Genomic DNA, 23,916 nt, shown 5'->3' on the forward strand with positions numbered 1-23,916 from the left:
AGCTCAGCCCGCGCTCTGCTCCTCAGCCAGGATGCGGTCCAGCGCCTCGTCGAGCAGGGTGTCGAAGTCGGCGAGGGAACGCTCCTGCCCGAGAGGCACGAGCTTGTCCGTACGGTCCAGAAAGGCCACGAGCGGCGCCGTGCCGACCCGGAACAGCGCCTGGTCGGTGCCCACCTGAAGGCGGATCAGGACCTCGCCGAACGTCTCCGGATCGGCGGGCGTGATGTGCACGTCCCCGTCCCCGCACGGCCGGCCCACGCCGTCGATGAGCAGCTCCCGCCCGAAGGCCCAGGTCACGGGAGCGTCCCCGGGCAGGTGGAACGTCAGCCGCACGGCATAGGGATCACAGGTCTCGTAACGCAGCTCCACCGGGATGCGGAAGGAGAGCTCCTCCGACACGAGGAAGCTCATCATGACCTCTGCCTGTACCGACTCGCGCATCGCTTACCCCGCCATGTTGGTCGAGTAGCCAGGAATCATCCGCCTGACACTGCTGGAAGTTTGCTGAAAGTACACGGGAGATCACAAGGAGTGATTTTTCAGATGCTGATAGAGATCGCGAGTGTCCCTAGTAGCTTTCCGATCTCCGTCTGCAACTGATGTGCTGCGGGCAGCAGCCGGTCGGCCTGGCGTGCGGGCAGTGAGATGGCCAGGGTCCCCGCGGTCGTCCCGACGGTGATCGGGATCGCGGCGCAGACCGTCCCGAGGGCGTACTCCTGTCGCTCGACGACCGGTTCCATCCGCCCGATCCGGTCCAGGCGCCGCAGCAGGGTCTCGTTGTCGCGCACGGTGTACGGGGTGATCGACTGCACCGGGTAGCGGGCCAGATGGTCGCGGCGGGCCTCGTCACCGAGCTGGGACAGCAGACACTGCCCGACGGCGTGGGCATGCCCGGTCTCTCGGAAGTCGGCCCACTCCTCGACGGCCGGGGTGCTCGGACTGTCGGCGACGCACATGACGTCGATCTCGCCGTCACGGTAGACCGCGTAGTAGACGGGTACGCCGATCTGGTCGCACCAGTGCGCCAGTGTCTCGCTCACCGTGCTGCGACGTTTCTGCTGCGCTCCGCTGCTCCCCAGCCGCTCTGCCGCCCCGCCGAGGAAGAAGAGCCCCTTCTCTCTGCGGAGATAGCCCTCGTGCACCAGGGTGCGCAGCAGGTGGTACGCCGTGGGCAGCGCCAGCCCGGCGTCCCGCGCCAGTTGTTTGGCGGGCGCCCCGTGTTCCCGCTCGGCGACGGCCTCCAGCAGCCGCATCGCGCGTTGTACGGAGCCGATCAGGGTGCCGGAGGGTTCGGGGGCGACGTCCGAGGCCGCTGGGGCCGGGACGCGCGCTCTTCTCCCGGACCCGTGCGGGTATGCCGGCGTGGGTTGGGCGGGGTCGGCTGCGGGAGCCGTGGGAGGCGGCGTGGACCGGACTCGACTCGTCGCAATGGCCGTGGAAGGCGGTGCGGGCCGCGCGGGGCCCACCACCGGAGGTGTGGGGGACTCCGTGGGCCGACCGGTCTCCTCACCCGGTGATGTGCGCGGCTGGGCGGGGGGAGCCGGGGCCTTCGAGGGTGCCGCGCGCGGTTGTGGGGGCGGGGCGTGGGTCTCACCGGACGGGGTGCGCGGCTGCCGGGGCGAAACCCGGGCCTGGCCGGGCCCGTTGCGGGGCTGCTCGGGGGCGCCGACCACCGGAGGCGTCCGAGGGCCGGGTTGTGGGGGAGGGACGGCGCTCTGTGTCGATCGGGAGCGCGGCTGGGGGGTGGGGAGGAGCGGTTCTGCAGGTGCGGTGTCAGCCGTGGCCAAGGGTCACTTCCGAAGCGCGAGGAGGGCCGCCCGTGCGGGAGACACGGGAGGAGATGCGCCGCCCGCGGGGTCGAGCCCGCGACGAGTTCCCGGGACTCTAGCCGCCCGCCACCACTCGCAGACCGCCCCGCCGGGAAACTTCCCTCTGGCGAGGGAACCTCACGTTCCTGTTACCGCCATGCCCTGACCGGCCTCACTCACTCACGCCTCAGCTCTTGCGCCCTGCTGACGCCTCACCAGTCATCGCGTGACGACGAGCTGGAGGTGAACTTCCTCACGACGTAGATCAGTCCGCCGACGAGCGCCACGAAGACCAGCACCTTGAAGAGCAGACTGACCACGACCTGAACGACGCTGACTATCAGTCCGCCGAACACGACGAGGACGATGACCGGTACAGCGATCCACTTCACCCACCACGGCATCCCCGCGAAGATCTCCCGCATCGCCCTGCTCCTTGCGTCTCCACCCGTGGCCCCCTCGTCCGGGGCACCGCTTCCGGGCCTTCTGCTGTCCTGCCATCGATGCTAGGGGCACGAAGGGGCCGTCCGGTGGGTTCGCGCCCCTTGTCCATCCCTGATCGTTCCCCTAGGGAGCCCTGAAGCGGACGTCAGCCCTCCGGTGGAGAGAACACCACCACGACCCGCAGGTCCTCGGTGATGTGGTGGAACTTGTGGGCGACCCCGGCAGGCACGTACACGACGCTTCCCCGCGCCACCTGAGTGGTCTCCAGGCCGACCGTGAGCGAGGCGCGACCGCTGACGACGAGGTACACCTCGTCCTGGGCGTGCGGCTTCTGCGGGTCGAGCTCGCCGGCGTCGAGCGCGTAGAGACCGACCGACATATTCCGCTCACGCAGGAACTGCAGGTAGGCGCCGTCATTGGCGGCGCGTTCCGCCTCCAGTTCATCCAGCCGGAATGCCTTCATCGACTTCGTCGCCCCTGCCCGGTGCTCGTACCGATCTCTTCTGCCACGATCAGACACATGATGAATTTCCTAGTCAAGACGATCGCCAACGCGGGCGCCCTGGCGGTCGCGGTGTGGCTGGTCGACAAGATCACACTGACCGGGGACAGCACCGGCAAGAAGGTCGGCACGCTGCTGCTGGTGGCGCTCGTCTTCGGCCTCGTGAACGCCGTGGTCAAGCCGCTCGTCAAGCTGCTCACCCTCCCGCTGTTCATCCTGACGCTCGGCCTGTTCACGCTGGTGGTGAACGCCCTGATGCTGCTGCTCACCTCGTGGCTGGCCGACAAGCTCGACCTGAGCTTCCACGTGGAGGGCTTCTGGACCGCCGTCCTGGGCGGCCTGATCATCTCGATCGTCTCCTGGGCCCTGCACCTCGTCCTCCCCGACGGGGACTGAGGCTTCGCGATGACCTACCGCGTCTGTTTCGTCTGCACCGGCAACATCTGCCGCTCCCCGATGGCCGAGTCCGTCTTCCGCGCCCGAATAGAGGAGGCCGGGCTGGACGGCCTGGTCGAGGTCGACAGCGCGGGCACGGGCGGCTGGCACGAGGGCGACCCCGCCGATCCGCGCACCGTCTCCGTCCTGGAGGCGAACGGGTACGGCAGCGTCCACGCCGCCCGCCAGTTCCAGGCCTCGTGGTTCTCCCGCCTCGACCTCGTGATCGCCCTCGACGCCGGCCATGTCAAGGCCCTGCGCCGTCTCGCACCCACCACGGCGGACGCGGAGAAGATCAGGCTGCTGCGCTCCTACGACCCCGCCGCGGGCGACGACCTCGACGTTCCGGACCCGTACTACGGGGGCATGGATGGCTTCGAGGAGTGCCTGGAGCTGGTGGAGGCGGCGAGTCCCGGCCTGCTCACCGCCGTACGCGAGCAGGTGGAAGGGCGGACGCAGTGAACGCGGAGAACGCCGTTTCGAATCCCGGCGACGGCACGCGCGCGGTGCGGGCCGGCCTGCCCGAGCCCGTCAAGTACGAGCCGACCCTCCCCGGGCCGGTCTTCGCGGCCCACTACCACCTGCCCGGTGACCCCACGGGCCCGTACGCCTACGGACGCGACCAGAACCCCACCTGGACCCTCCTGGAGCGCGCCATCGGCGAATTGGAGGCGCCCGGACAGGATGAAGTAGAAACGGTCGCCTTCGCCTCCGGAATGGCCGCCATCTCGGCCGTCCTCTTCTCGCAGCTGCGCACCGGCGACATCGTCGTCCTGCCCGGCGACGGCTACAACGTGCTGTCCCTGGCAGGTGAGCAGCTGCGGTCGTACGGCATCGAGGTGCGCAGCGCCCCGACGGCCGGCGACGCCCAGTTCGACATGCTCGACGGCGCCAAGCTGCTGTGGCTGGAGACGCCCTCCAACCCTGGACTCGACGTATGCGACGTCCGGCGGCTCTGCGAGGCGGCACGCGCGCGTGGATGTCTCGTCGCCGTCGACAACACCCTGGCGACGCCGCTCGGGCAGCGACCGCTGACACTAGGCGCCGACTTCGCGGTGGCCAGCGGAACCAAGCAGCTGACCGGGCACGGGGACATCCTGCTCGGGTACGTCGTCGGACGCGACGCCTCGGCGATGGCGGCCGTACGGCGCTGGCGCAAGATCGTCGGGGCGATTCCGGGCCCGATGGAGACCTGGCTCGCGCACCGCTCGCTCGCCACTCTCCAACTGCGCGCCGACCGGCAGAGCGCAAACGCCCTGGCCGTCGCCGAGGCCCTCAAGGAACGGACCGAGGTGACCGGACTGCGCTACCCGGGGCTGCCCGACGACCCCTCGCACAAGATCGCCGCACAGCAGATGCGGCGCTACGGGTGTGTGGTGTCGTTCTCGTTGCCCACGCGCGCGCGTGCCGAACGTTTCCTCGACGCGCTCCGCCTGGTGGACGACGCCACGAGCTTCGGCGGAGTGCGGTCCACCGCCGAGCGCCGCGGACGGTGGGGTGGCGACGCGGTTCCGGAGGGCTTCATCCGTTTCTCGGCCGGCGTGGAGGACACCGACGATCTGGTGGCGGACGTGCTGCGTGCGCTCGCTGTGGCTACCGACTAGTACTTCCCTACGCACAACGGACGGTCCGAGCCTCCCCCCTCGTGGCTCGGACCGTCCTCGGTTCCGCGCGCGAAGAACCGCGCGAACAAGGCTAGTTGACTCTCTGTCAGTGTCCAATCACAGTAGCGACAGGAACCTATCGACTTATTTATAGTTGGGCGCTCCGGGGGCGAAGGGAGGGGCAGCCATGGATCTGGCCTTACTGCGTACGTTCGTGACCGTGCACCGGGCCGGTTCCTTCACCCGCGCCGCCGCCCTGCTCGGTCTCTCGCAGCCGGCCGTCACCTCACAGATTCGCACTCTCGAACGACAACTGGGCCGCCCTCTCTTCCTCCGCCAGGCCCGGGGAGTGAGCCCGACGACCATCGGCGACGAGCTCGCCCACAAGGCGGCGCCACATCTCGACGCGCTGGTGGAGATCGCCGAGTCCGGCCTCGACGACGACTCCTCCTTACGGACCCTCCATCTCGCCGGCCCACCGGAGTTCACCGCCGAACGAGCCCTGCCCGCCCTCACCGAGCTGACCGGAGACGACGGGCAGGGCTTCACATTGCGGGTCTCCTTCGGGAACGCCGACGAGACACTGGAGGGCCTCGCAGCCGGCCACCACGACCTGGCCATCACCACCGCCCAGCCGCGCGGCGCCCTGCTCACCACGACCCCGCTCTGCGACGAGGAGCATGTCCTGGTCGCCGCCCCGCGCTGGGCCGAACGCATCGGCCCCGGCAAACTGCGCCGCAAGGCGGCGCACACGCTGGAGAACGTCCCGGTGGTCGAGGTCCACGAGTCGCTGCCGTTCGTCACACGCTACTGGGCCTCGGTCTTCGACTCCCGTCCCACCGCCTCCGGCACCGTCGTCGTCCCGGACCTGCGGGCGGTCCTCGCCTGCGTGATCTCAGGAGCGGGCCTCGCAGTACTGCCCCGCTATCTGTGCGCCTCCGCACTGGAACGCGGTGATGTCGTGGCGCTCCTCGACCCTGCGGTGCCACCACTGCGGACGTATTTCCTGGTCGTCCGTACCGGCACCCTGGCCATGCCACACATCGCGCGGGCACACGCGTGGCTGCTGCAGACGGCCGTCCACTGGTCCTGAGTCGAACCGGGCCTCTCCGGCGCACCGCATTTCCGTGACGGGGCGATGTTTCACGTGGAACATGTCGGGCCACTATTTCTCCCATGACCGTCCGACCCGTGGTCAAGCGCACCGCCCGCGCCATCCTGCTCGACGGCGACGACCTGATCCTGATCAAGCGGACCAAGCCGGGCGTCGATCCCTACTGGCTCACCCCGGGTGGCGGCGTCGAGCCGGATGACGCGACTGTCGTCGACGCGCTCCACCGCGAGGTACACGAGGAACTCGGCGCCAAGATCACCGATGTGGTGCCCTGCTTCGTGGACACCGTCGAGCACATCGGCGAGGACGGCGGCGCCACCGGCGTGAAGGTCCAGCATTTCTTCGTCTGCCGCCTGGAGTCCATGGACACGTCCAAGCGGCACGGCCCCGAGGTGGACGAGCCCCAGGGCGAGTACGAGATCGTGCGTGTGCCCTTCACCCGGGTCGGCATCGCCTCCGTACACCTCGTGCCGCTGTCCCTGCGGCACTACCTCGACGGCAACATCGAGGGCGTACGGGCAATGCACGCGCCCGACCTGGGCTGAAGCTTCACCGGCGGCTGCCGTCGATTCCCCGCGCGGCCCTCTCGTCAGTTGCCGGCCGCCACCAGTTCCTCCACCGAGTCGTGCCGTATGCGCTCCGAGGGGACTCCGGCGCCCCGGAGCGCGTCGACACCACTGCGGATCATGCCGGGCGGGCCCGAGAGGTACGCGTCGTACTCGTTCCACGGCCCGTACTCGCGTATGGCGTCGGGCAGCCGGAGCAGCCCGTGCTTGTCCACCACCGGACGGATCTCCAACCAGGGGTTGCTCTGCCGCAGGCGCAGTAGCGTGTCGATGTCGTACAGGTCCTGGCTGGTGCGGGCGCCGTAGAAGACCTCGACGGGACGGGGCCGCCCGCGTTCGGCGACGTCCTCGACCATGGCCTTGATGGGCGCTATACCGGTGCCGCCGCCCAGGCAGAGCAGTCCGCTGTCGCTTGCGTGGTCCACGGTCATCGCACCGGCCGGCGGGCCCAGTCGCAGAACGTCGCCGGGCCGGGCCCGGTGCACGAGCGAGTTGGAGACCCAGCCTGCGGAGATCGCCTTCACATGGAACGACAGCAGTCCGTCCGAGCGGGGTGCCGAGGCGAACGAGTAGTGCCGCCAGATCCGCGGCCACCAGGGGGTCTCCAGGCTGGTGTACTGCCCGGCGAGGAAGGGATACGGCTGGTTCGGGCGGACGGTGATGACCGCTATGTCCGAGGTCCTCATCTCGTGTGAGACGACCTCCGCCATCCACCACGGCGGCGAGTGCAGCTCGTCGGCAGCCGCCGCGTCGATCATCACCTGGGAGATCGTCGTGTACGCCCGGACCCAGGCCGCCTCGGTTTCGTCGTTCCAGCTCTCAGGGGTATACCGGCTCAGCGCGCCGATCAGGCACTCCCCGACGGCCGGGTAGTGCTCGGCCCGGGTGCCGTACTTTCGGTGGCCGCGGCCGAGGTTCTGCAGGTAGTCGACGAGTACGGGGGTGTTGTCGATGTGCTCGGCGGCGGTCAGGAGCGCCTTGAGCAGACGGTCCCGCTGGGCGTCCATCGCCGGGGGGAAGAGGGAGCGCAGTTCGGGGTGCTGAACGAAGAGCAGCGCGTAGAAGTACGAGGTGACCTTGTCGGCGACAGGTCCGACCTCGGCCATGGTGCGCCGGATGAGAACCGCGTCGGGGGAGGGCTCGGGGGCGCGCGGCTCCTGCTGGACGGGTACCCGGCCCTCGAAGAGGGAGCGCTCGGAGCCATGTGCTGAGTGCTCGGTGCCGTACTCGTCCCCGGTCGGGCCCTGCCGGGGGTGCGGCAGGGCGCTGGGAGGGGGTTCCTCGGGCGCGGGTATTCGCTCCCCGGGAACGTCGTCACGGTCCTGCTGCGGCCCGCTCAGCGGCTCCTGAGGCCTGCCCATGGGCCGCAACGCGGCAAGCCGGTTGCCTTCGGGCTCCTCTGCCCCGCCGGGCGGTTGCGGCTGCGTGCGCGGTGTGAACCAGCCGCCTCCGTCGCTGTCCCCCGAAGTACCGTTGCCGGCCGACGTGGTCGTCGGAGCGTCCATGGTGTGCCTCGCCTCGAGCATCTTTCGGTCGATCTGCGCGCTTCCCCAACTGGAAGTCGCTTGCTTTCCCCCGCAGACGGCCTTGCTTTCCCCGTTCGTTCCTCGTCGACCAATGCGGCCACATTCAACCCGAATTCCCACTCCGTACGGACTAGTAGGCGGGAGTGTGACGTGAGCCGCAGCACTCACGCCGCAGCGTTGCACAGCACACGAACCCCCTCGCCTCATAGCGGTGAACGCAGGTCTTCGATCTCCCTGTCCGGTTAGGCTGCATTGGACTGCGTTCGCACCCACGCGATGAGACGACTGCATCTCGCTTCGGACACGAACCGGACTCGACCCTACCGGCAGGCTCGCCATACACAAGCCCCGCCTTGGCCTACCGGGAATTCAACGGGGGCGAATCAGTGATTCCTTCAATTACCGGGCGCGTCGCGCGATTTCATAGGCATTACATAGATCCTGCCCCGCATAGGAGCGCATGGCGAGCTTCACCGGATGCCGCCCGGAAGGCGCAGCACCAGATGATCGCCATTAACCTCGATCTTTCTTGAGGGTCCGCCGACGGAGTCGGTGGACCCTTTTGCTTTCCGGAGCTGATGCCGGGCAGGCCGGTGGCCCGGCTGTCGCGTCGGGTGGGCGCCGGGTTCCACTGCCCGGGGCGGGTGATGCTGTCGCAGGGACGGTGGGTTGCTGGTCAGCCGGGGTCGGGCAGGAGCGCGAGCCGTTCAAGGGCGGCGGTGATCTCGCCGGTCCAGGGCCAGTGCCGGGCGAGGCGGAGAATCCTGCGCCGACTGGTGGTGACGAGCTGGCCGGCTGCGGAAAACAGGCGGAACCGCAAGCGACGCGGTTCCCAGAGCCTCGCCCGGCCGGTCAGGGCGAGCATGGGCATCCAGGCCAGCAGGTCGAGCGCGATCTGGACGATCTCCATCCAGACCCGGTTCTGGGCGGTGTCGTGCAGGGGCAGGTTGCGCAGGCCGGTGGCCCGGGCAGCCCGGATCCGGTCCTCGGCCCGTGCCCGGAGCCGGTGACGGAGTTCGAGCTCGGCGATCGGCCGGCCGGTGGTGTTGGTCGCGAAGCACGTGATCCGCATGCCGTCCGCGTCCGTGATCCTCAACTGGGCGCCGGGATGGGGCCTTTCCTTGCGGACGATGAGCCGCATGCCCTTGGGCCAGCCGTTAAGGAGCTTGCCGGTGAGCTCGGCGACCCAGGCCCCGTCCCGGGCCTCACCGTCGGCCTCGACGGCCGGGGTCCAGGCCGAGGCGGGGACCTTCAGTACGTGTTCGTGGATCGCTTCGGTGACCGTCATGCCGACCGAGTAGGACAGCCATCGGCCCCGCTTCGCGAGCCAGGACACGAAGTCGTGGGTGCCGCCGGCGGAGTCCGTGCGGATCAGCGTCTGCCGCCCGCGCCGGTAGCGCTTGGGCAGTTGGGCCAGGGCGAGTTGGGCGGTGGTGATGTGGTCGGCGGCGGTGTTGGAGCCCGCGTTTCCCGGTCTGAGGAGGGTGGCGACGGGCTCTCCGGTTCCGCCCGGTCCGTGGTCGACGAAGGCCGTCAGCGGGTGATGGCCGTAGGTCTTCTTCCAGGTCGCGGCCGCGTCCTGCTTGTCGGAGTGGGCGATCACGAGGACGCCATCGAGGTCGACGGTGACCTGACCGTCGGCGTCCGGGGCGTTTTTGCCGGCCAACGACCAGGCACGATGACGGACTTCGGAGCGTGCGGACCGGACGGCCTGCAGGGCTTTCTCGCCGGATGCGGCGAGGGTGTCGATCAGGCGGGAGACGGTCGGGTCGGAGGCGACCGGGCCGAAGACGGCCGGCTCACACCGCAGCATGGCGACGTCCGCGAGGCAGTCCCCGCCCAGTGCGACCGCCATGGCGACGTCCAGGAGGATCTTGCCGGGATCGTGGACGGCCCGCGGCTTCCGCCACGGAGCCAGAGCTGCGGATATCGCCTGGTCAAGGCCCGTCTTGCGGACCGTCTCCATCAGCAGGACCGCACCGGCCTGCGAGACCACCTGCCGACCGTCTCCCTGGACACGGACACGTGGGTACGACGAGATAGGCTCTCTCACCTGGAAAGTGCTCTTTTCCTTGCAGCCAACAGGACCCTCAGCAAGTCCTATCGTTGCAGGTCAAGGGCACTTTCCGTGTTTCTGATCAACTCTTGGACAGCCCACCTCGTGAAAGCGCGAGGTTAACGGCCGCCCGTCCCGGCACCGTATCGAGGTCGAGTCCGGCACAGTACCGAGCGTTCGGCTCACGGAGGGCCGAGGCTCCCGCCCCGCTCCGCGGTTGCGCGCGTGTGGCCGGACACCGCTGTTTCACGTGAAACATCTGCCCGCGCGCTGTGCGGTTGTGCACGAGATGGCCAAAAGCCCGTATGTCTGACCGCAAACCGGTGGACGTCAGGGGCCTGGGTCGTACAGCCTGACCCGCGTGCCAACGTCTTCCTCCGCCCCTCTGCCCATCCGTCGTCTGACGCCTCGCGATCTCATCGCCTGCGCCGACTTGTCCGAGGACCGGGGCTAGCCTCGCGAGGAGCACAAGTGGGGGCTGCTTCTCGCGGCCGGGACGGGGTACGGCATCGACGATCCGAAGGGTGGCCTCGTCACCGCCTGCGTGGTCACCGAGTACGGCCCGGCGAGGTGTCCGGAGCTGGGGGCGATCGGCATGGTGCTGGTCGCCGAGCGGCACGCCCGGCGGGGCATCGGCCGCCGTCTGATGCGCCATGTCGTCACCGAGATGGGCCCGACGCCTCTGACCTTGCATGCGACGCCGTACGGGCTACCGCTTTATGAGGAGTTGGGGTTCAAGGTCACCGGACGGGCGGAGATGGTCCGGGGACACTTCACAGTCGGCGGCCCCGACCCCGCGGTCTCCACCCGCCCGGCAACGGCCGAGGACCTCACCGCGATCCTCAGACTCGACGAGGAGGTCTTCGGCACGGACCGCACCCACATCCTCACCCGGCTCCCCGCCTTCGCCGATCAGCTGCGCGTCGCCGAGGAGAACGACCGGATCATCGGGTACGCGGCTGCCTGGCCCAACATGGACAACCATGTCGTCGGCCCGCTGATCGCCCGTGACACCCAGACCGCGAAGGCACTCATCGCCTCCCTGGCCGCCCACACCGACCGCCCGTTGCGCACCGACATCGACGTACGCCATGAGGAGCTGCTGGCGTGGGTGAAGGAGCGTGGCCTGAAGTCTGTCGCCTTCAACGCGGTGATGACCTACGGCATCTCCGAGCTGCCGGGCGACTGGACCCGCCGGTACGCCCCGCTGACCGTGGCAGCGGGCTGATCACCGGGTGGCGTCATGAAGCCCCGAGTCGAGCAGCGGCAGCCCGCCGCCCACGGTCAACGGTGTATGGCCCTCCGGTACTCGACTGCGGACGCCATGGATGTCACCGCACTGCGCGAGGCGCTTGACGAGCCCGAGAAGAACCCGAACTGGTCCCTCAGTCCTTGTCGGGGAGTCACTGAACGTACCGCGTAGGGTGCGGGCATGGGAGATCTTGAAGTCCGCGCAGCGACCAAGGACGACATCCCTGAGATAGTCGCGATGCTCGCGGACGATCCACTGGGCGCCCAGCGTGAGTCACCGGACGATCTGACCCCGTACCTCGCGGCTCTGGAGCGGCTGAGCGGCGACCCCAACCAGCATCTGATGGTCGCCGTCCGCGGGGGCCGTGTCGTCGGCACACTCCAGCTGACGATCATCGCGGGCCTCTCCCGACGTGGCTCCACCCGCTCGATCATCGAGGGTGTACGGGTGCACGCCGCCGAGCGCGGGAGCGGCCTCGGCACACAACTCATCGAGTGGGCGATCGCCGAATCGCGCACCCGGGGATGCCAGTTGGTGCAGCTGACGTCCGATGCCTCGCGCACCGACGCCCACCGCTTCTATGAACGGCTGGGATTCGAGGCCACCCACGTAGGCTTCAAACTGCCGCTCTGAGGCGCCTCCGAGAGGCGTACGAGGTCCTGCTTCGCGAGAACAGGGGCGGGATGTTTCACGTGAAACAACGCAAGACGGCCCCGCCATCACTGATTGGCGTCCCCGGTATCACCCGCCACCCTTCGCGATCCACTCCACCCGGCACCGGAGCCCCCTCCTCGTACGGCTGACGCGTGAACACGAAAGAGCCGAGGTCCAGATGGCTCACAGACCTGTCAGGCCTTCGTACGCCCCTCAGAACCTCTCCGACGAAGTACCCGTTGAGCCCGTCCACTTACGTCGCGTTGAGCCGGAAACGAGCGCTGCGCAGGGTGGCGGACAGCGGCTCCAGCAAGACTCCCCCACCGACCACAAGTCGCAGCACGAAGCTGTGCGTCCCCCAGTACCAAGGACCCACCAACTCCAGGACCGAGTGGTCGACTTCGGGGCGCAAGGAACCGGGCGGGTGCTCCCACCAGGGCGACGGCGACTCGGCCGCCAGTCCGCGCGTATGCACGAGCAGTTCAGCGATGGTGGCCTCCCCCGCCCGGACTGCGGCGACCAGCTACGGCGCCCGTCCCTCGGCCTGGGCCACGGCGATACGGTGCAGCAGGGCCCGGCGGGTGGCGGGAAGCAGCTCTTCCAGAGGTTCTGTCATGCGCCCAGTCCGTCCTGCCCGGCACCGCACGTCGAGCGCACTCCCTCAGGCCGGCGCGACTCGGCGCAACCTGCCGTAGGCCCATTACCGGATTTACGGTCAGCTCTTGTGACCTGCGGCTTTGCGCACCGTTCCACCATCGTGCCGGTGCCGGATTCCCATGGTGCGTGTCATTTTCCTCGGCGCACGGGCCCGGAGGCGTCTGTGGCGCTTAGTTCTGTCGCCGCGTGGATCGCTGCGACTACGGCTTCGCCGATGAGTGCGCTTCGGGCGACAGTGAGACGGCGTCCTTGGCCGGGTTGGACTGCCGGACGACTCGCCCGTCACGAGCGCCTATCCGGCGGTTTACGCCACAGCGCCCTGACAGGTCGGGCTGTTCATCGTCTTGGCCCATGGGACAGAGCGAGGACTCTTTCGCGGCCCCTCAGTCGAGGCAGAACTCGTTGCCCTCGATGTCCAGCATCGGGATGCACGCATCATTTCCGTCATACAGCGTTCGCACGTGTACCGCGCCGAGCGGGACCAGTCGTGCGCACTCGGCCTCAAGCGCGGCGAGGCGCTCTTCACCCACGAGTCCGGTGCCGACCCGCACGTCAAGATGCAGCCGATTCTTGGCGGCCTTCCCTTCGGGAACGCGCTGGAAGAACAGTCGCGGGCCCACACCTGAGGGATCCACGCAGGCGAACCATGAGTCCTGCTGCTCAGGCGGCAGCGAGCGCTTGAAATCGTCCCAAGTGGCAAACCCCTCCGGTGGCGGCGGTATGACGTACCCCAACACCTCGCACCAGAAACGAGCGAGGCGCTCAGGTTCTGCGCAGTCGAAGGTGACTTGGAACTTCTTGATCGACGTCATGGGGCCACCATATTGGCGCGTGCTGTTCACCGAGCCCCAGGGGTGTCATCGCTGCGCAGGTCCAGGTCTCGCGTGACATGTTGATCTCAGCGCGTCGTGGCGATCCTGCCGCTCTACGGGCTGATCGTGGAGCGCGGCACTCGTACCGCCCTCGCCGCCCGCGCCCCCTTCGGCAAGCTGCTCGCCGTCGGCCTGGCCGGCGCTTGACCAGCGGATCCCCGGGCTGTCTCACGGGATGTAATGCGGCTTGAATCTCAGTTCCGTGACACTTCTTCAATTTCGGCGCGCCTTGGTGAGGTTGCGTCATCTCAACGCGTCAGCGCCGACCTGGTGCTAAAGGGTGTTGCAGAAGGCTCGGTTCAGGGCATTTTGCCTGTATGGGTGGGGTGTTGCGGGCTGAGTCGGTGTGGGTGGAGACGTTCACGGGCTTGCGGATGGATCGGTTCGTGAAGCTGGTGAAGGTGGTGCGGGAGCAGGGCGGTGACGGGCCCGGTGGAGGCCGTCCGTGGTGCCTGCCGCTGGCGGACCGGGTCCTGCTGGTGGCCGTCTACTACCGCACCAACCTCACCATGCGGCAGCTCGCCCCGCTCTTCGGCATCTCCCCGGCGACTGTCTGCCGGGTCATCCAGCGCCTGCGACCGCTGCTCGCGCTGGAGCCCGCCCCACGGCCGGTCGCCGAGGCGGACCGGCTGTGGATCGTGGACGGCACCCTGATCCCGGTCCGCGACCGCAGCGTGGGTGCCTCGAGCCGCAACTACCGGTTCTCGGCGAACGTGCAGGTCATCATTGATGCCGACACCCGCCTGGTCATCGCCTCGGCCCGGCCGGCCCCGGGCAACAAGGCCGACGCTCACGTCTGGCGGGAGTCCGACCTGCCGGCCGTGGCGACCGGAACCACGGTGCTCGCGGACGGCGCCTACCTCGGCACCGGCCTCATCGTCCCGCACCGCAGAAGAGCCGGACGCCCCCTGCTGCGCGGGCAGCAGGAGGACAACGCCGAACACCGACGCGTCAGGGCCCGCGTCGAGCACACCTTCGCCCGCATGAAGAACTGGAAGATCCTCCGCGACTGCCGTCAGAAAGGCGACGGCCTTCACCACGCCGTCCAGGCCGTCGCCACCATGCACAACCTCGCCCTCGCCGGGTGAAACACCAGGTCAAGCACCACTTCGACCTGCCCGAGGAGAACCTTCTGCAACACCCTTTAGGGTGCGTTTTGAAAGTGCTGGTCACAGCCACTCGTTGATGGCTGCGACCAGCACGGTCGCCTCGTAGCGAACTGCCAACTTGTCGTATCTCGTGGCGACAGCGCGGTGCCGCTTGAGGCGATTGATTCCGCACTCGACCGCGTGGCGCTCCTTGTAGTCGGCCTTGTCGAACTTAGGTGGCCGGCCGCCGTGGGAGCCGCGGTTCTTGCGGTTGGCGATCTGGTCGCGCTTCTCCGGGATCGTGCAGCGGATACCGCGCTTGCGCAGGTAGGCACGGTTCGCGCGGGAGCCGTACGCCTTGTCGGCACGCACCTTGTCCGGCCGGGTGCGCGGGCGGCCCGACCCGAGCCGGGGCACCCGGATGCGGCCCAAGACCACCTGGAACTGCGGGGAATCACCGCGCTGTCCTGCCGTGATGACCAGCGACATCGGTTTCTGGGCCTGCTCGACCGCCAGGTGGAGCTTGGTTGTCAGCCCGCCCCGGGAGCGTCCGAGCCCGTGGTCGTCGGGCTCGATGAACACACCGCCTGGCGGCTCGATCTGCAGATCCCCTTTTTGCGGGCGCCGGCCGCATGCTGGTGGGCGCGGGCGATGGTCGAGTCCACCGAGACGTCCCAGGTGATCAGTCCCTCGGCGTCGGCCTGGGCCTGCAGCTGTTCGAAGATGCGGTGCCAGGTGCCGTCCCGCTGCCAGCGGCGGAACAGGCCGTAGACCGTCTCCCACGGGCCATAGCGCTCGGGCACGTCCCGCCAGGAAGCACCGGCGCGGGTGCGCCACCGTATGCCGTCTATCAGTTGCCGCTTGGTGTGCACCGGTGGCCGTCCAGGCTTCTTGCCGACCGGGAGCAGGGGCTCCAGCTTCGCCCACTGTGTATTCGTCAGATCATGCCGCCCCACGAAGTGGGATCTTGACACATCAAGATCCACATATGAAACGCACCCTAGGGGCGGTACCGATACCGGTCCTTCGGCCGCGCGTCACCTTGAGATGCGGGCTTCGATGCCGTCGAGCAGGAAGTCGAGACCGATCCGGAAGGTGTGGTCGGCGTCCAGGTGAGCGGCATCGCGCACCACCGTGGCCAGCGCGGGGAATCGGCCGGTGGCGAAGGTCCGCTCCAGATAGGGCCCGAGTGAGGCCTGCCAACGCTTCTCGTCCATCCCGGTGGCCCGCTCGGCACGCCGCTCGGCGATCTCCCGACGCACCGCGCCGATCACATACGCGTCGACCGCGGTCACCACCGGCATGATGTCATCCACGTCAACGCCGTCCAGCGCGGACACGACGGCCTCCCCCCTGGCCAGCGCATGCGGCCCGAGCTGCGGTCGTCCACCGAGCAGATCGGCGAGCCATTCGTGCTCGTGAGCGGCCTGCCGGGTGGTTTCGGCAAGAGACCGCAGAACCTCCCGCCAGCCGTCTCCGACCGGCCGGATCTCGGCATAGGCCGCGTCGACCATCAGGTCGAGCAACTCCTCCTTGCCGGCGATGTAGCCGTACAGCCGCATCGGCCCGACGCCCAGCGCGGTGGCGACTTTGCGCAGCGACACCGCCTCCAGGCCGTCCGCGTCGGCCAACTGCATCGCCGCTCGCACGATCCGCTCTCGGTTCAGCGGGGCCGGCACGGGTCGGTTCGGTGGCTCTGGCCTTTCCCACACCAACATGCCGCTAACGATACATCGCATCAGGCGATACAGTGTATCGGTCAGTACGGCGTATCGGAGGAGCGGCAACCATGACCATCGCCATCGTCGGAGCCGGCCTCGGCGGCCTGGCTCTCGCCCGTGTGCTGCACGTGAACGGCATGGACGCCGTCGTGTATGAACGTGAATCGTCGCGCGGTGCGCGCGGTCAGGGCGGCATGCTCGACATCCACTCCGGCCAGCGGGCGCTGCGCGAGGCCGGTCTGATCGACCAGTTCTCCGCGATTGCCCGTGGTGAAGGCCAGGACATGCGTCTTCTCGAGCCGGATGGCACCCTGCTGCTCCAGGAGGACACACCCGACGACGCCCCGCTCGATCGACCCGAGGTCGACCGCGCCGATCTGCGCAACCTGCTGTTGGATTCCCTCCCCGAAGACGTGGTGCGCTGGGGGCACGCGTTCATATCCGCCGACAACGGCCTGCTGCACTTCGCCGACGGCAGCAGTGCGACGTATGACCTGCTGGTCGGCGCGGACGGCGCGCAGTCCCGGGTCCGCGCGCTGCTCACCGACGCCCGCCCGGCGCATATCGGCCAGAACGTTATTGAGGTCGGCATTCCCGACATCGACCGCACGCACCCCGACCTCGCGGCGATGGTCGGGCGCGGCAACTACTGGGTGCTCGGCAACGGAATATCCCTGGCGGCGCAGCGCAACGGCGACGGCCGCGTTCGCATCGGCCTCAGCTTCTACAACACCGCCGAGGACTGGTTCGCTACCAGCGGGATCCCGTTCGACGACCCGGCCGCCGCCCGGGCGCGGCTGATCGACCTGCTCCCCGGCTGGGACTCACGGTTCACCGCGCTGATCGCGGCCTGCGACGACACGGTCGTGCCGCGGTCGATCACCGCTCTCCCGGTCGGCCTGACCTGGCCGTCGACGCCAGGCGTCACACTGCTCGGCGATGCCGCGCACCTGATGCCGCCGGTGGGAGAGGGCGCCAACATGGCGCTGCTCGACGGCGCCCTGCTCGGCCTCGCGCTGGCCGCGCACCCGGACGACTTTCCCGCCGCAGTCAAAGAATACGAACGCGAGATGTTCGAACGCACCAGCGCTGCCGCCCGGATGTCCACGGACATCCAGGAATTGCTGACGTCGCCGGCCGCCGCCCAGAAAATGCTCGCATTCTTCCAACCTGACGGAATCTGAGCCCCTACAAGGTCTGTAGGTTCACAGGGCCGGGTTCCGTGTAGGAGTCGGTACGCGCTTCCCGGGGTTCACCGTGCCATCCCCGCGACTCCACCACCCGTCGGGTCCAGACAGCCGGTGCAGTGGCTTGACATCCACGACCATCGGCCCCTGCTCCGTGACCAGCGGGTAGTCCGGGATGTGCTTGCGGAGCCTCCCATCCACTTCGGCTTTCAGTAGGAAGGGCTGAGCCACGATGGACCGCACGGCAGCATCGAAATCCGCGAAGAGCGGCCTCGCCAATTCCAGGCGCGACTCGTAGATCGCATGGTCGCGCACCGTCGCAGACCAGTAGATGCCGGGGGTGCTTCTGGCCCTTGTACCAGCGGAAAGTCCGCCATGGAGCAGCCGACTCCAAAAGCTCGATGGGAACCGTACGACAAGCCCGGCCGTCGACGCGCTCACCGCTTCGGCGACGAAAACTCACGGTCACAGCCGCGTCGTCCATCTGGCGCCCCCACAGCCCACAGGCAATCGCCTGTACAGCCAAGGTGTCAGCGCTGCATCCCTCGAAGGGCCGGACCAGATCCACCGTCACCCGAAAGGGCGAAAGCTCTGACCAGTGAGTCTCACAACGGCGGCATAAGTGCCACCGTTGCGCCATCACGGCTGAGGCTGTGCCACGAAATCTGAGACCCCACAGCCTGCCGGATCAGGTCTGCGCCATGTCCACGAAGCGCGAGTAATGGCCCTGGAAGGCGACCGTGATCGTGGCCGTCGGGCCGTTACGGTGCTTGCCCACGATGATGTCCGCCTCGCCCGCGCGCGGCGACTCCTTCTCGTACGCGTCCTCGCGGTGCAGCAGGATCACCATGTCCGCGTCCTGCTCGATCGATCCCGACTCACGCAGGTCGGAGACCATGGGCTTCTTGTCCGTACGCTGCTCGGGACCACGGTTCAGCTGGGACAGCGCGATGACCGGCAGCTCCAGCTCCTTCGCCAGCAGCTTGAGGTTTCGCGACATGTCCGAGACCTCCTGCTGACGGCTCTCGGACCGCTTGCCGGACTGCATGAGCTGCAGATAGTCGATGATGACGAGCTTCAGGTCGTTGCGCTGCTTCAGGCGCCGGCACTTGGCGCGGATCTCCATCATCGACAGGTTCGGGGAGTCGTCGATGTAGAGCGGCGCGGCTGAGACATCCGGCATCCGGCGGGCCAGCCGGGTCCAGTCCTCGTCGGTCATCGTGCCGGAGCGCATGTGATGCAGGGCCACACGCGCCTCGGCCGACAGCAGACGCATCGCGATCTCGTTGCGGCCCATTTCCAGCGAGAAGATCACGCTCGGCAGGTTGTGCTTGATGGAAGCGGCGCGGGCGAAGTCCAGCGCGAGCGTGGACTTACCCATGGCGGGACGGGCCGCGATGATGATCATCTGGCCCGGGTGCAGACCGTTGGTGAGCTGGTCGAGATCGGTGAAGCCGGTCGGCACACCCGTCATCTCCCCCGACCGGGAACCGATCGCCTCGATCTCGTCGAGCGCGCCCTCCATGATGTCGCCGAGCGGCAGATAGTCCTCGGTGGTGCGCTGCTCGGTGACCGCGAAGATCTCCGCCTGGGCTCTGTTGACGATCTCGTCCACGTCGTCGTCGGCCGCGTATCCCATCTGGGTGATACGTGTGCCGGCCTCGACCAGGCGGCGCAGGACCGCACGCTCGTGGACGATCTCCGCGTAGTACTCCGCGTTCGCCGCCGTCGGTACCGTCTGGACCAGGCTGTGCAGATAGGGGGCGCCGCCGACCTTGGTGATCTCGCCGCGCTTGGTCAGCTCGGCGGCGATGGTGATGGGGTCGGCGGGCTCACCCTTGGCGTAGACGTCGAGGATCGCCTGGTAGATGGTCTCGTGCGCCGGTTTGTAGAAGTCAGGGCCCTTGAGGATCTCGACCACGTCGGCGATGGCGTCCTTGGACAGCAACATGCCGCCGAGGACGGACTGCTCGGCATCGAGATCCTGTGGCGGCACCCGCTCGAAGGCCGAACCCCCGCCGTCCCATTCCCCGTCCCGGCCGCGGTCATGCTGCTCGTCACGGCCCCGACCGCCGTCAGGGCGTCGGCGGGAAGCGGGCAGACGATCACTGGGTCCGCTGTCGGCCCACGGGTCGTCCAAGGGCTCGGAAATGCTCACCGAGCGACCTCCTCCCGTCCGCCGAGCGGACCTCGCCGTGCCTCTCATTTCTACGGCACGACACTGACAACTAAGAGGCCCAACTCCGCTTCCGGCGCGTCGCTTTTGCGAGGTTTTCGTGATCCACCAAGGAGGGGGGCGCCGCACCACCGTAGGCCCGCAGGCACCGTCAGCCAATCTGGTTATCCACAGGGCATGTGGACGACGGGCCAGATGCTGTGGAGAACTCCGCAAAACCTGTGCACGACTCGGTGGACAGCCCTGTGAACAAGCCCTCGCTCCTCTCGCGCAACCCGCTCTGACCTGCACCTTTAGCATCCACCGGCTGTGCAGAAGAAAAACTTCCCGAACCGGATCAAGATCATCACGATCAGTATCCGACAGCACACCGGACAGGACCGAATGTAATAGGCTCAAACCCTTTGCATCTCTTACCTGTGGAAGATTAGGTTGGTGGTCATGACACAGGCTCCCGACACACCCAGAGCCGCTCGACACCGGCATGACCGCGAGATCGTCGCGCTGGCCGTTCCGGCCTTCGGTGCGCTCGTCGCCGAGCCGCTATTCCTCATGGTCGACACCGCCATCGTCGGCCACCTCGGCACCGCGCAACTGGCCGGTCTCGGTGTCGCCTCGGCCCTCCTCGTCACTGCGGTGAGCGTCTTCGTCTTCCTGGCCTACGCCACCACGGCCGCCGTTGCCCGGCGGGTCGGAGCCGGTGATCTGCGGGCCGCCATCCGACAAGGCATGGACGGCATCTGGCTCGCCCTGATCCTCGGCGCCCTTGTCGTCGCGGTCGTCGTACCCACAGCACCCACCCTGGTGGCCCTCTTCGGTTCTTCGGACACCGCGGCCCCCTACGCCACCACTTATCTGCGGATCTCGGCCCTCGGCATCCCAGCCATGCTTGTCGTGCTCGCCGCCACAGGTGTCCTTCGCGGCCTCCAGGACACGAGGACTCCTCTCTACGTCGCCGTCGCGGGCTTCGTCACCAACGCCGCCCTCAACGCGGGCCTCGTCTACGGAGCCGACCTAGGCATCGCCGGATCCGCCTGGGGCACGGTCATCGCCCAGTGCGGCATGGCCGCCGCATACCTCTGGGTCGTCATCCGCGGGGCACTCAGGCACGGCGCCTCACTGCGTCCGGACACCGCCGGCATACGCGCCTCGGCTCAGGCGGGGGCGCCTCTGCTGGTCCGTACGCTCTCTCTGCGCGCGATCCTGATGATCGCCACCGCGGTCGCCGCCCGCTTGGGGGACGAGGACATCGCCGCGCACCAGATCATCCTGTCGCTCTGGAGTCTGCTCGCCTTCGCTCTGGACGCGATCGCCATCGCCGGGCAGGCTATCATCGGTCGTTATCTCGGAGCGGGTGACGCCCAGGGCGCTCGTGAGGCCTGCCACCGCATGGTGCAGTGGGGAATCGCCTCGGGTGTCGTACTCGGACTCCTGGTGATCGCCACCCGTCCCTTGTTCATCCCGCTCTTCACGGATGATCCGGTGGTCCAGAAAGCGGCGCTACCCGCCCTCCTTGTGGTGGCGCTGGCCCAGCCGATCTCCGGGATCGTCTTCGTACTCGACGGCGTACTGATGGGCGCGGGAGACGGCCCTTACCTGGCCTGGGCCATGTTGGTGACCCTGGCGGTCTTCGTTCCGACCGCCCTGCTCGTTCCCACTCTCGGCGGTGGCCTGACCGCCCTATGGAGCGCCATGACGCTGATGATGGCGACGCGCATGCTGACCCTGTGGCTGCGCTCCCGCTCCGGCCGCTGGATTGTCACTGGCGCGATGCGCTAGTAGGGCTTGGTTAGGTTGGGACCGGCGTGTCGTATCGGGTCCAGGGTCTTCGGCAGGTGGGGCATGTTCCTGCCCAGCAGACGAGGAGGACTTGGAGCTCGGCCACAACCTGGTAGGTCGTCAGGCCGTGGCCGCTGCTGGCGGGCACAGCCGCTCCAGGGTGCAGAACGCCTGCGCCACCGAGGCCAGGGTGACGTGCCGCAGGAAGCCGTTGAAGGTGCGGCCTTCGAAGTGGCCCAGTCCCAGGGCGGTCTTCAGTTCCCGGTAGTCGTGCTCCACCCGCCAGCGGATCTTCGCCGCACGCACCAGGTGCCGCAGCGGGGTGTCAGCCGGCAGGGTGGACAGCCAGTACTTCACCGGCTGTTCCTCCCCGGCGGGCCACTCGGCCAGCAGCCAGCACACCGGAAGGTCCGCGCCCCGGTGCGCCCGGCGCAGGCGGACCCCGGCCGGGCGCACCCGCAGTGCGGCGAACCGCGAGCGCAGCGGCCCCTTGGAGCCCTGGCGCCAGGTCACCCGGTGCAGGGCGCCGCGCCCGATGCCCAGGACCAGCTCGCGCACCGCGACGGGCTGGTCCCGGTAGCGCACAACGGGCTTGCGGCCGGTGCCCGACCAGGCAGGGGCGGTGCGCGTGGCGGTCTCGGGCAGGACCGCGGTGTCCGAGCGCGCCCCGACCACGTAGGCGATGCCGCGCTCGGTCAGCGCCTCGCGGAAGGCCCCGTCCTGCCCGTAGCCCTCGTCGGCCACCACCAGCGGCGGCTCCAGGCCCCAGCAGCGCAGCTCGTCGACCATGTCGACGGCCAGCTGCCACTTCTCGGCATGCCCCACGCCGGCGGGGATCCGGGCCCGGCGCCGCCTGTGCTCCGCCCGGCCGGCCTCCTCGGCGGGCGCGGCGGCCGCATCCCACGCGGCCGGCAGGAACAGCCGCCGGTTCACCGGGCAGGAGGCGGCATCGGTGACCAGGTGCACGCTCGGCGCGACCTGGCAGTTCGCGGTTTTGCCCAACGCCCCGCAGCACTGCGCGGCCACGCCCGGGGAGGCGTGCCCGTCCTTGGGGAAGGACACGTCATCGACCACCCAGGCATCCGGGCGGATGACCGGCTCCATCCTCCAGGCCACCTCGGCCAGCACCATCTGGTGCGACCACGGGGAGTCGGCCAGGAACTGCTGCAGCCCCTGCCGGTCCACCCCCAGCCGGGCCGCCATCGGCTCCATCGACTTGCGCCGCCCCTCGCCGAGCAGCCCCCGCACATACCGCTCGCCCCACCGCCGCCGGTCAACCCGCCCCAGCGGGGCGAACACCTCGGCCGCGAACGCCGCCAGCCGGTCCTGGGCCTCCACCAGCTCCTGCGGGGTCATGGCCCTCACCCCCGCGAGGCCGACACGCTATTCCCCATCCAAGATAACCAAGCCCTACTAGGGTGCGTTTCATATGTGGATCTTGATGTGTCAAGATCCCACTTCGTGGGGCGGCATGATCTGACGAATACACAGTGGGCGAAGCTGGAGCCCCTGCTCCCGGTCGGCAAGAAGCCTGGACGGCCACCGGTGCACACCAAGCGGCAACTGATAGACGGCATACGGTGGCGCACCCGCGCCGGTGCTTCCTGGCGGGACGTGCCCGAGCGCTATGGCCCGTGGGAGACGGTCTACGGCCTGTTCCGCCGCTGGCAGCGGGACGGCACCTGGCACCGCATCTTCGAACAGCTGCAGGCCCAGGCCGACGCCGAGGGACTGATCACCTGGGACGTCTCGGTGGACTCGACCATCGCCCGCGCCCACCAGCATGCGGCCGGCGCCCGCAAAAAGGGGATCTGCAGATCGAGCCGCCAGGCGGTGTGTTCATCGAGCCCGACGACCACGGGCTCGGACGCTCCCGGGGCGGGCTGACAACCAAGCTCCACCTGGCGGTCGAGCAGGCCCAGAAACCGATGTCGCTGGTCATCACGGCAGGACAGCGCGGTGATTCCCCGCAGTTCCAGGTGGTCTTGGGCCGCATCCGGGTGCCCCGGCTCGGGTCGGGCCGCCCGCGCACCCGGCCGGACAAGGTGCGTGCCGACAAGGCGTACGGCTCCCGCGCGAACCGTGCCTACCTGCGCAAGCGCGGTATCCGCTGCACGATCCCGGAGAAGCGCGACCAGATCGCCAACCGCAAGAACCGCGGCTCCCACGGCGGCCGGCCACCTAAGTTCGACAAGGCCGACTACAAGGAGCGCCACGCGGTCGAGTGCGGAATCAATCGCCTCAAGCGGCACCGCGCTGTCGCCACGAGATACGACAAGTTGGCAGTTCGCTACGAGGCGACCGTGCTGGTCGCAGCCATCAACGAGTGGCTGTGACCAGCACTTTCAAAACGCACCCTAGAGCCTGGCTTCGTTTCACGTGAAACATCGCCCAGTTCACGGTGTTTCACGTGAAACAGTCGCTCCGCAGGCGTCCGGACCGATTCGCTCTGCGGCAACGACAAGCACATGGGGC

The 23,916-nt window shown here is 68.4% G+C and carries 21 protein-coding genes and 2 pseudogenes; 11 read left to right on the forward strand and 12 right to left on the reverse strand.

The annotated features are described in order from the left end of the window. Nucleotides 1–3 precede the first annotated feature (3 nt). From STRIP9103_RS34600 to STRIP9103_RS34615, 4 genes are all read right to left on the reverse strand, one after another. Nucleotides 4–441, reverse strand: coding sequence for an SsgA family sporulation/cell division regulator (locus STRIP9103_RS34600; RefSeq protein WP_009329250.1), 438 nt, complete (start codon nucleotides 439–441; stop codon nucleotides 4–6). A 98-nt stretch (nucleotides 442–539) separates the two neighbouring features. Continuing rightward, entirely contained in the window at nucleotides 540–1,274 is a 735-nt protein-coding gene (locus STRIP9103_RS34605; protein WP_374011110.1) for an IclR family transcriptional regulator, read from the reverse strand. A 746-nt stretch (nucleotides 1,275–2,020) separates the two neighbouring features. Then, nucleotides 2,021–2,233, reverse strand: coding sequence for a DUF5326 family protein (locus tag STRIP9103_RS34610; RefSeq protein ID WP_009329239.1), 213 nt, complete (start codon nucleotides 2,231–2,233; stop codon nucleotides 2,021–2,023). A 164-nt stretch (nucleotides 2,234–2,397) separates the two neighbouring features. After that, nucleotides 2,398–2,715, reverse strand: a complete 318-nt coding sequence (locus STRIP9103_RS34615; RefSeq protein ID WP_009329278.1) for a cupin domain-containing protein — start codon at nucleotides 2,713–2,715, stop codon at nucleotides 2,398–2,400. Nucleotides 2,716–2,772: 57 nt separating this feature from the next. On the opposite strand from STRIP9103_RS34615, the gene STRIP9103_RS34620 reads away from it, so the two are divergent. The 5 genes from STRIP9103_RS34620 (at nucleotide 2,773) to STRIP9103_RS34640 (ending at nucleotide 6,452) form a co-directional block, all read left to right on the forward strand. Beyond that, nucleotides 2,773–3,150 carry a phage holin family protein gene (locus STRIP9103_RS34620; protein WP_048821507.1) on the forward strand — a complete coding sequence of 126 codons (378 nt, stop codon included), beginning with the start codon at nucleotides 2,773–2,775 and terminating at the stop codon, nucleotides 3,148–3,150. Nucleotides 3,151–3,159: 9 nt separating this feature from the next. Then, nucleotides 3,160–3,651 carry a low molecular weight protein-tyrosine-phosphatase gene (locus tag STRIP9103_RS34625; protein WP_009329222.1) on the forward strand — a complete coding sequence of 164 codons (492 nt, stop codon included), beginning with the start codon at nucleotides 3,160–3,162 and terminating at the stop codon, nucleotides 3,649–3,651. After that, complete coding sequence (locus tag STRIP9103_RS34630; RefSeq protein WP_009329210.1) at nucleotides 3,648–4,793, forward strand: cystathionine gamma-lyase; 1,146 nt, start codon at nucleotides 3,648–3,650, stop codon at nucleotides 4,791–4,793. Before STRIP9103_RS34625 ends, STRIP9103_RS34630 begins: the two co-directional genes overlap by 4 nt. Before the next feature lie 187 nt (nucleotides 4,794–4,980). Further along, nucleotides 4,981–5,886 (forward strand): LysR family transcriptional regulator, encoded by a 906-nt coding sequence (locus STRIP9103_RS34635; protein WP_009329264.1) that lies wholly within the window; start codon nucleotides 4,981–4,983, stop codon nucleotides 5,884–5,886. Nucleotides 5,887–5,969: 83 nt separating this feature from the next. Continuing rightward, complete coding sequence (locus STRIP9103_RS34640; RefSeq protein ID WP_048821508.1) at nucleotides 5,970–6,452, forward strand: NUDIX domain-containing protein; 483 nt, start codon at nucleotides 5,970–5,972, stop codon at nucleotides 6,450–6,452. A 44-nt stretch (nucleotides 6,453–6,496) separates the two neighbouring features. Here STRIP9103_RS34640 and STRIP9103_RS34645 read toward each other — a convergent pair whose 3' ends face one another. Further along, on the reverse strand, nucleotides 6,497–7,978 hold the full coding sequence (locus STRIP9103_RS34645) for a globin domain-containing protein (protein WP_009329237.1): 1,482 nt from the start codon (nucleotides 7,976–7,978) through the stop codon (nucleotides 6,497–6,499). Between the two features lie 697 nt (nucleotides 7,979–8,675). Continuing rightward, nucleotides 8,676–10,052: an IS1380 family transposase gene (locus STRIP9103_RS34650; protein WP_009302281.1), complete on the reverse strand. Its 1,377-nt coding sequence runs from the start codon at nucleotides 10,050–10,052 to the stop codon at nucleotides 8,676–8,678. A gap of 364 nt (nucleotides 10,053–10,416) precedes the next feature. Between STRIP9103_RS34650 and STRIP9103_RS34655 the strand changes: the two are divergent. Then, nucleotides 10,417–11,283 (forward strand): annotated as a pseudogene (locus STRIP9103_RS34655) (GNAT family N-acetyltransferase). 204 nt (nucleotides 11,284–11,487) lie between these two features. Further along, nucleotides 11,488–11,940: a GNAT family N-acetyltransferase gene (locus tag STRIP9103_RS34660; RefSeq protein WP_009329229.1), complete on the forward strand. Its 453-nt coding sequence runs from the start codon at nucleotides 11,488–11,490 to the stop codon at nucleotides 11,938–11,940. Between the two features lie 55 nt (nucleotides 11,941–11,995). Here the strand turns inward: STRIP9103_RS34660 and STRIP9103_RS52235 are convergent. Together STRIP9103_RS52235 and STRIP9103_RS34670 are read right to left on the reverse strand one after the other, a co-directional pair. After that, nucleotides 11,996–12,436: pseudogene (locus STRIP9103_RS52235) on the reverse strand (DUF7586 domain-containing protein). Nucleotides 12,437–13,001: 565 nt separating this feature from the next. Further along, on the reverse strand, nucleotides 13,002–13,430 hold the full coding sequence (locus STRIP9103_RS34670) for a VOC family protein (protein ID WP_048821509.1): 429 nt from the start codon (nucleotides 13,428–13,430) through the stop codon (nucleotides 13,002–13,004). Nucleotides 13,431–13,807: 377 nt separating this feature from the next. Here STRIP9103_RS34670 and STRIP9103_RS34675 point away from each other — a divergent pair, with 377 nt between their 5' ends. Continuing rightward, complete coding sequence (locus tag STRIP9103_RS34675; RefSeq protein ID WP_048820106.1) at nucleotides 13,808–14,578, forward strand: IS5/IS1182 family transposase; 771 nt, start codon at nucleotides 13,808–13,810, stop codon at nucleotides 14,576–14,578. Between the two features lie 81 nt (nucleotides 14,579–14,659). On the opposite strand, the gene STRIP9103_RS47495 is transcribed toward STRIP9103_RS34675, so the two are convergent. Continuing rightward, nucleotides 14,660–15,534, reverse strand: a protein-coding gene (locus STRIP9103_RS47495; protein ID WP_411572367.1) for an IS5 family transposase whose coding sequence is annotated in 2 segments (ribosomal slippage) — nucleotides 14,660–15,142 and nucleotides 15,145–15,534 — 873 coding nt in all. Because the reading frame shifts where the segments join, the coding sequence is not laid out codon by codon here. Between the two features lie 81 nt (nucleotides 15,535–15,615). Beyond that, nucleotides 15,616–16,296 (reverse strand): TetR/AcrR family transcriptional regulator, encoded by a 681-nt coding sequence (locus STRIP9103_RS34690; RefSeq protein ID WP_009329288.1) that lies wholly within the window; start codon nucleotides 16,294–16,296, stop codon nucleotides 15,616–15,618. A gap of 71 nt (nucleotides 16,297–16,367) precedes the next feature. On the opposite strand from STRIP9103_RS34690, the gene STRIP9103_RS34695 reads away from it, so the two are divergent. Further along, the gene (locus STRIP9103_RS34695; protein ID WP_009329248.1) at nucleotides 16,368–17,483 is read left to right on the forward strand and encodes an FAD-dependent oxidoreductase; all 1,116 of its coding nucleotides are present in this window, start codon (nucleotides 16,368–16,370) and stop codon (nucleotides 17,481–17,483) included. A 691-nt stretch (nucleotides 17,484–18,174) separates the two neighbouring features. Here STRIP9103_RS34695 and dnaB read toward each other — a convergent pair. Further along, nucleotides 18,175–19,644 (reverse strand): replicative DNA helicase, encoded by a 1,470-nt coding sequence (gene dnaB, locus STRIP9103_RS34705; protein ID WP_009329225.1) that lies wholly within the window; start codon nucleotides 19,642–19,644, stop codon nucleotides 18,175–18,177. 450 nt (nucleotides 19,645–20,094) lie between these two features. Between dnaB and STRIP9103_RS34710 the strand changes: the two genes are divergently transcribed. Then, nucleotides 20,095–21,441: an MATE family efflux transporter gene (locus tag STRIP9103_RS34710; protein ID WP_048821510.1), complete on the forward strand. Its 1,347-nt coding sequence runs from the start codon at nucleotides 20,095–20,097 to the stop codon at nucleotides 21,439–21,441. A gap of 120 nt (nucleotides 21,442–21,561) precedes the next feature. Here STRIP9103_RS34710 and STRIP9103_RS34715 read toward each other — a convergent pair whose 3' ends face one another. Next, nucleotides 21,562–22,797, reverse strand: a complete 1,236-nt coding sequence (locus tag STRIP9103_RS34715; RefSeq protein ID WP_009329214.1) for an IS701 family transposase — start codon at nucleotides 22,795–22,797, stop codon at nucleotides 21,562–21,564. A gap of 105 nt (nucleotides 22,798–22,902) precedes the next feature. On the opposite strand from STRIP9103_RS34715, the gene STRIP9103_RS47500 reads away from it, so the two are divergent. Further along, a protein-coding gene (locus tag STRIP9103_RS47500) for an IS5 family transposase (RefSeq protein ID WP_411572367.1) occupies nucleotides 22,903–23,777 on the forward strand; the annotation gives its coding sequence in 2 pieces (ribosomal slippage) (nucleotides 22,903–23,292 and nucleotides 23,295–23,777; 873 coding nt in all). The last annotated feature ends 139 nt before the right edge of the window (nucleotides 23,778–23,916 follow it).

Source organism: Streptomyces ipomoeae 91-03 (assembly GCF_000317595.1).
Taxonomy (GTDB): domain Bacteria; phylum Actinomycetota; class Actinomycetes; order Streptomycetales; family Streptomycetaceae; genus Streptomyces; species Streptomyces ipomoeae.

What these genes read in the sequence shown, in the direction of transcription:
- STRIP9103_RS34625 (WP_009329222.1), top strand. Translation starts at nt 3,160, where the DNA reads ATGACCTACCGCGTCTGTTTCGTCTGCACCGGCAACATCTGCCGCTCC.
- STRIP9103_RS34615 (WP_009329278.1), bottom strand. Translation starts at nt 2,715, where the DNA reads ATGAAGGCATTCCGGCTGGATGAACTGGAGGCGGAACGCGCCGCCAAT.
- STRIP9103_RS34645 (WP_009329237.1), bottom strand. Translation starts at nt 7,978, where the DNA reads ATGGACGCTCCGACGACCACGTCGGCCGGCAACGGTACTTCGGGGGAC.
- STRIP9103_RS34610 (WP_009329239.1), bottom strand. Translation starts at nt 2,233, where the DNA reads ATGCGGGAGATCTTCGCGGGGATGCCGTGGTGGGTGAAGTGGATCGCT.
- STRIP9103_RS34715 (WP_009329214.1), bottom strand. Translation starts at nt 22,797, where the DNA reads ATGACCCCGCAGGAGCTGGTGGAGGCCCAGGACCGGCTGGCGGCGTTC.
- STRIP9103_RS34635 (WP_009329264.1), top strand. Translation starts at nt 4,981, where the DNA reads ATGGATCTGGCCTTACTGCGTACGTTCGTGACCGTGCACCGGGCCGGT.
- STRIP9103_RS34640 (WP_048821508.1), top strand. Translation starts at nt 5,970, where the DNA reads ATGACCGTCCGACCCGTGGTCAAGCGCACCGCCCGCGCCATCCTGCTC.
- STRIP9103_RS34600 (WP_009329250.1), bottom strand. Translation starts at nt 441, where the DNA reads ATGCGCGAGTCGGTACAGGCAGAGGTCATGATGAGCTTCCTCGTGTCG.
- STRIP9103_RS34670 (WP_048821509.1), bottom strand. Translation starts at nt 13,430, where the DNA reads ATGACGTCGATCAAGAAGTTCCAAGTCACCTTCGACTGCGCAGAACCT.
- STRIP9103_RS34695 (WP_009329248.1), top strand. Translation starts at nt 16,368, where the DNA reads ATGACCATCGCCATCGTCGGAGCCGGCCTCGGCGGCCTGGCTCTCGCC.
- STRIP9103_RS34690 (WP_009329288.1), bottom strand. Translation starts at nt 16,296, where the DNA reads ATGTTGGTGTGGGAAAGGCCAGAGCCACCGAACCGACCCGTGCCGGCC.
- STRIP9103_RS34620 (WP_048821507.1), top strand. Translation starts at nt 2,773, where the DNA reads ATGATGAATTTCCTAGTCAAGACGATCGCCAACGCGGGCGCCCTGGCG.
- STRIP9103_RS34660 (WP_009329229.1), top strand. Translation starts at nt 11,488, where the DNA reads ATGGGAGATCTTGAAGTCCGCGCAGCGACCAAGGACGACATCCCTGAG.
- STRIP9103_RS34675 (WP_048820106.1), top strand. Translation starts at nt 13,808, where the DNA reads ATGGGTGGGGTGTTGCGGGCTGAGTCGGTGTGGGTGGAGACGTTCACG.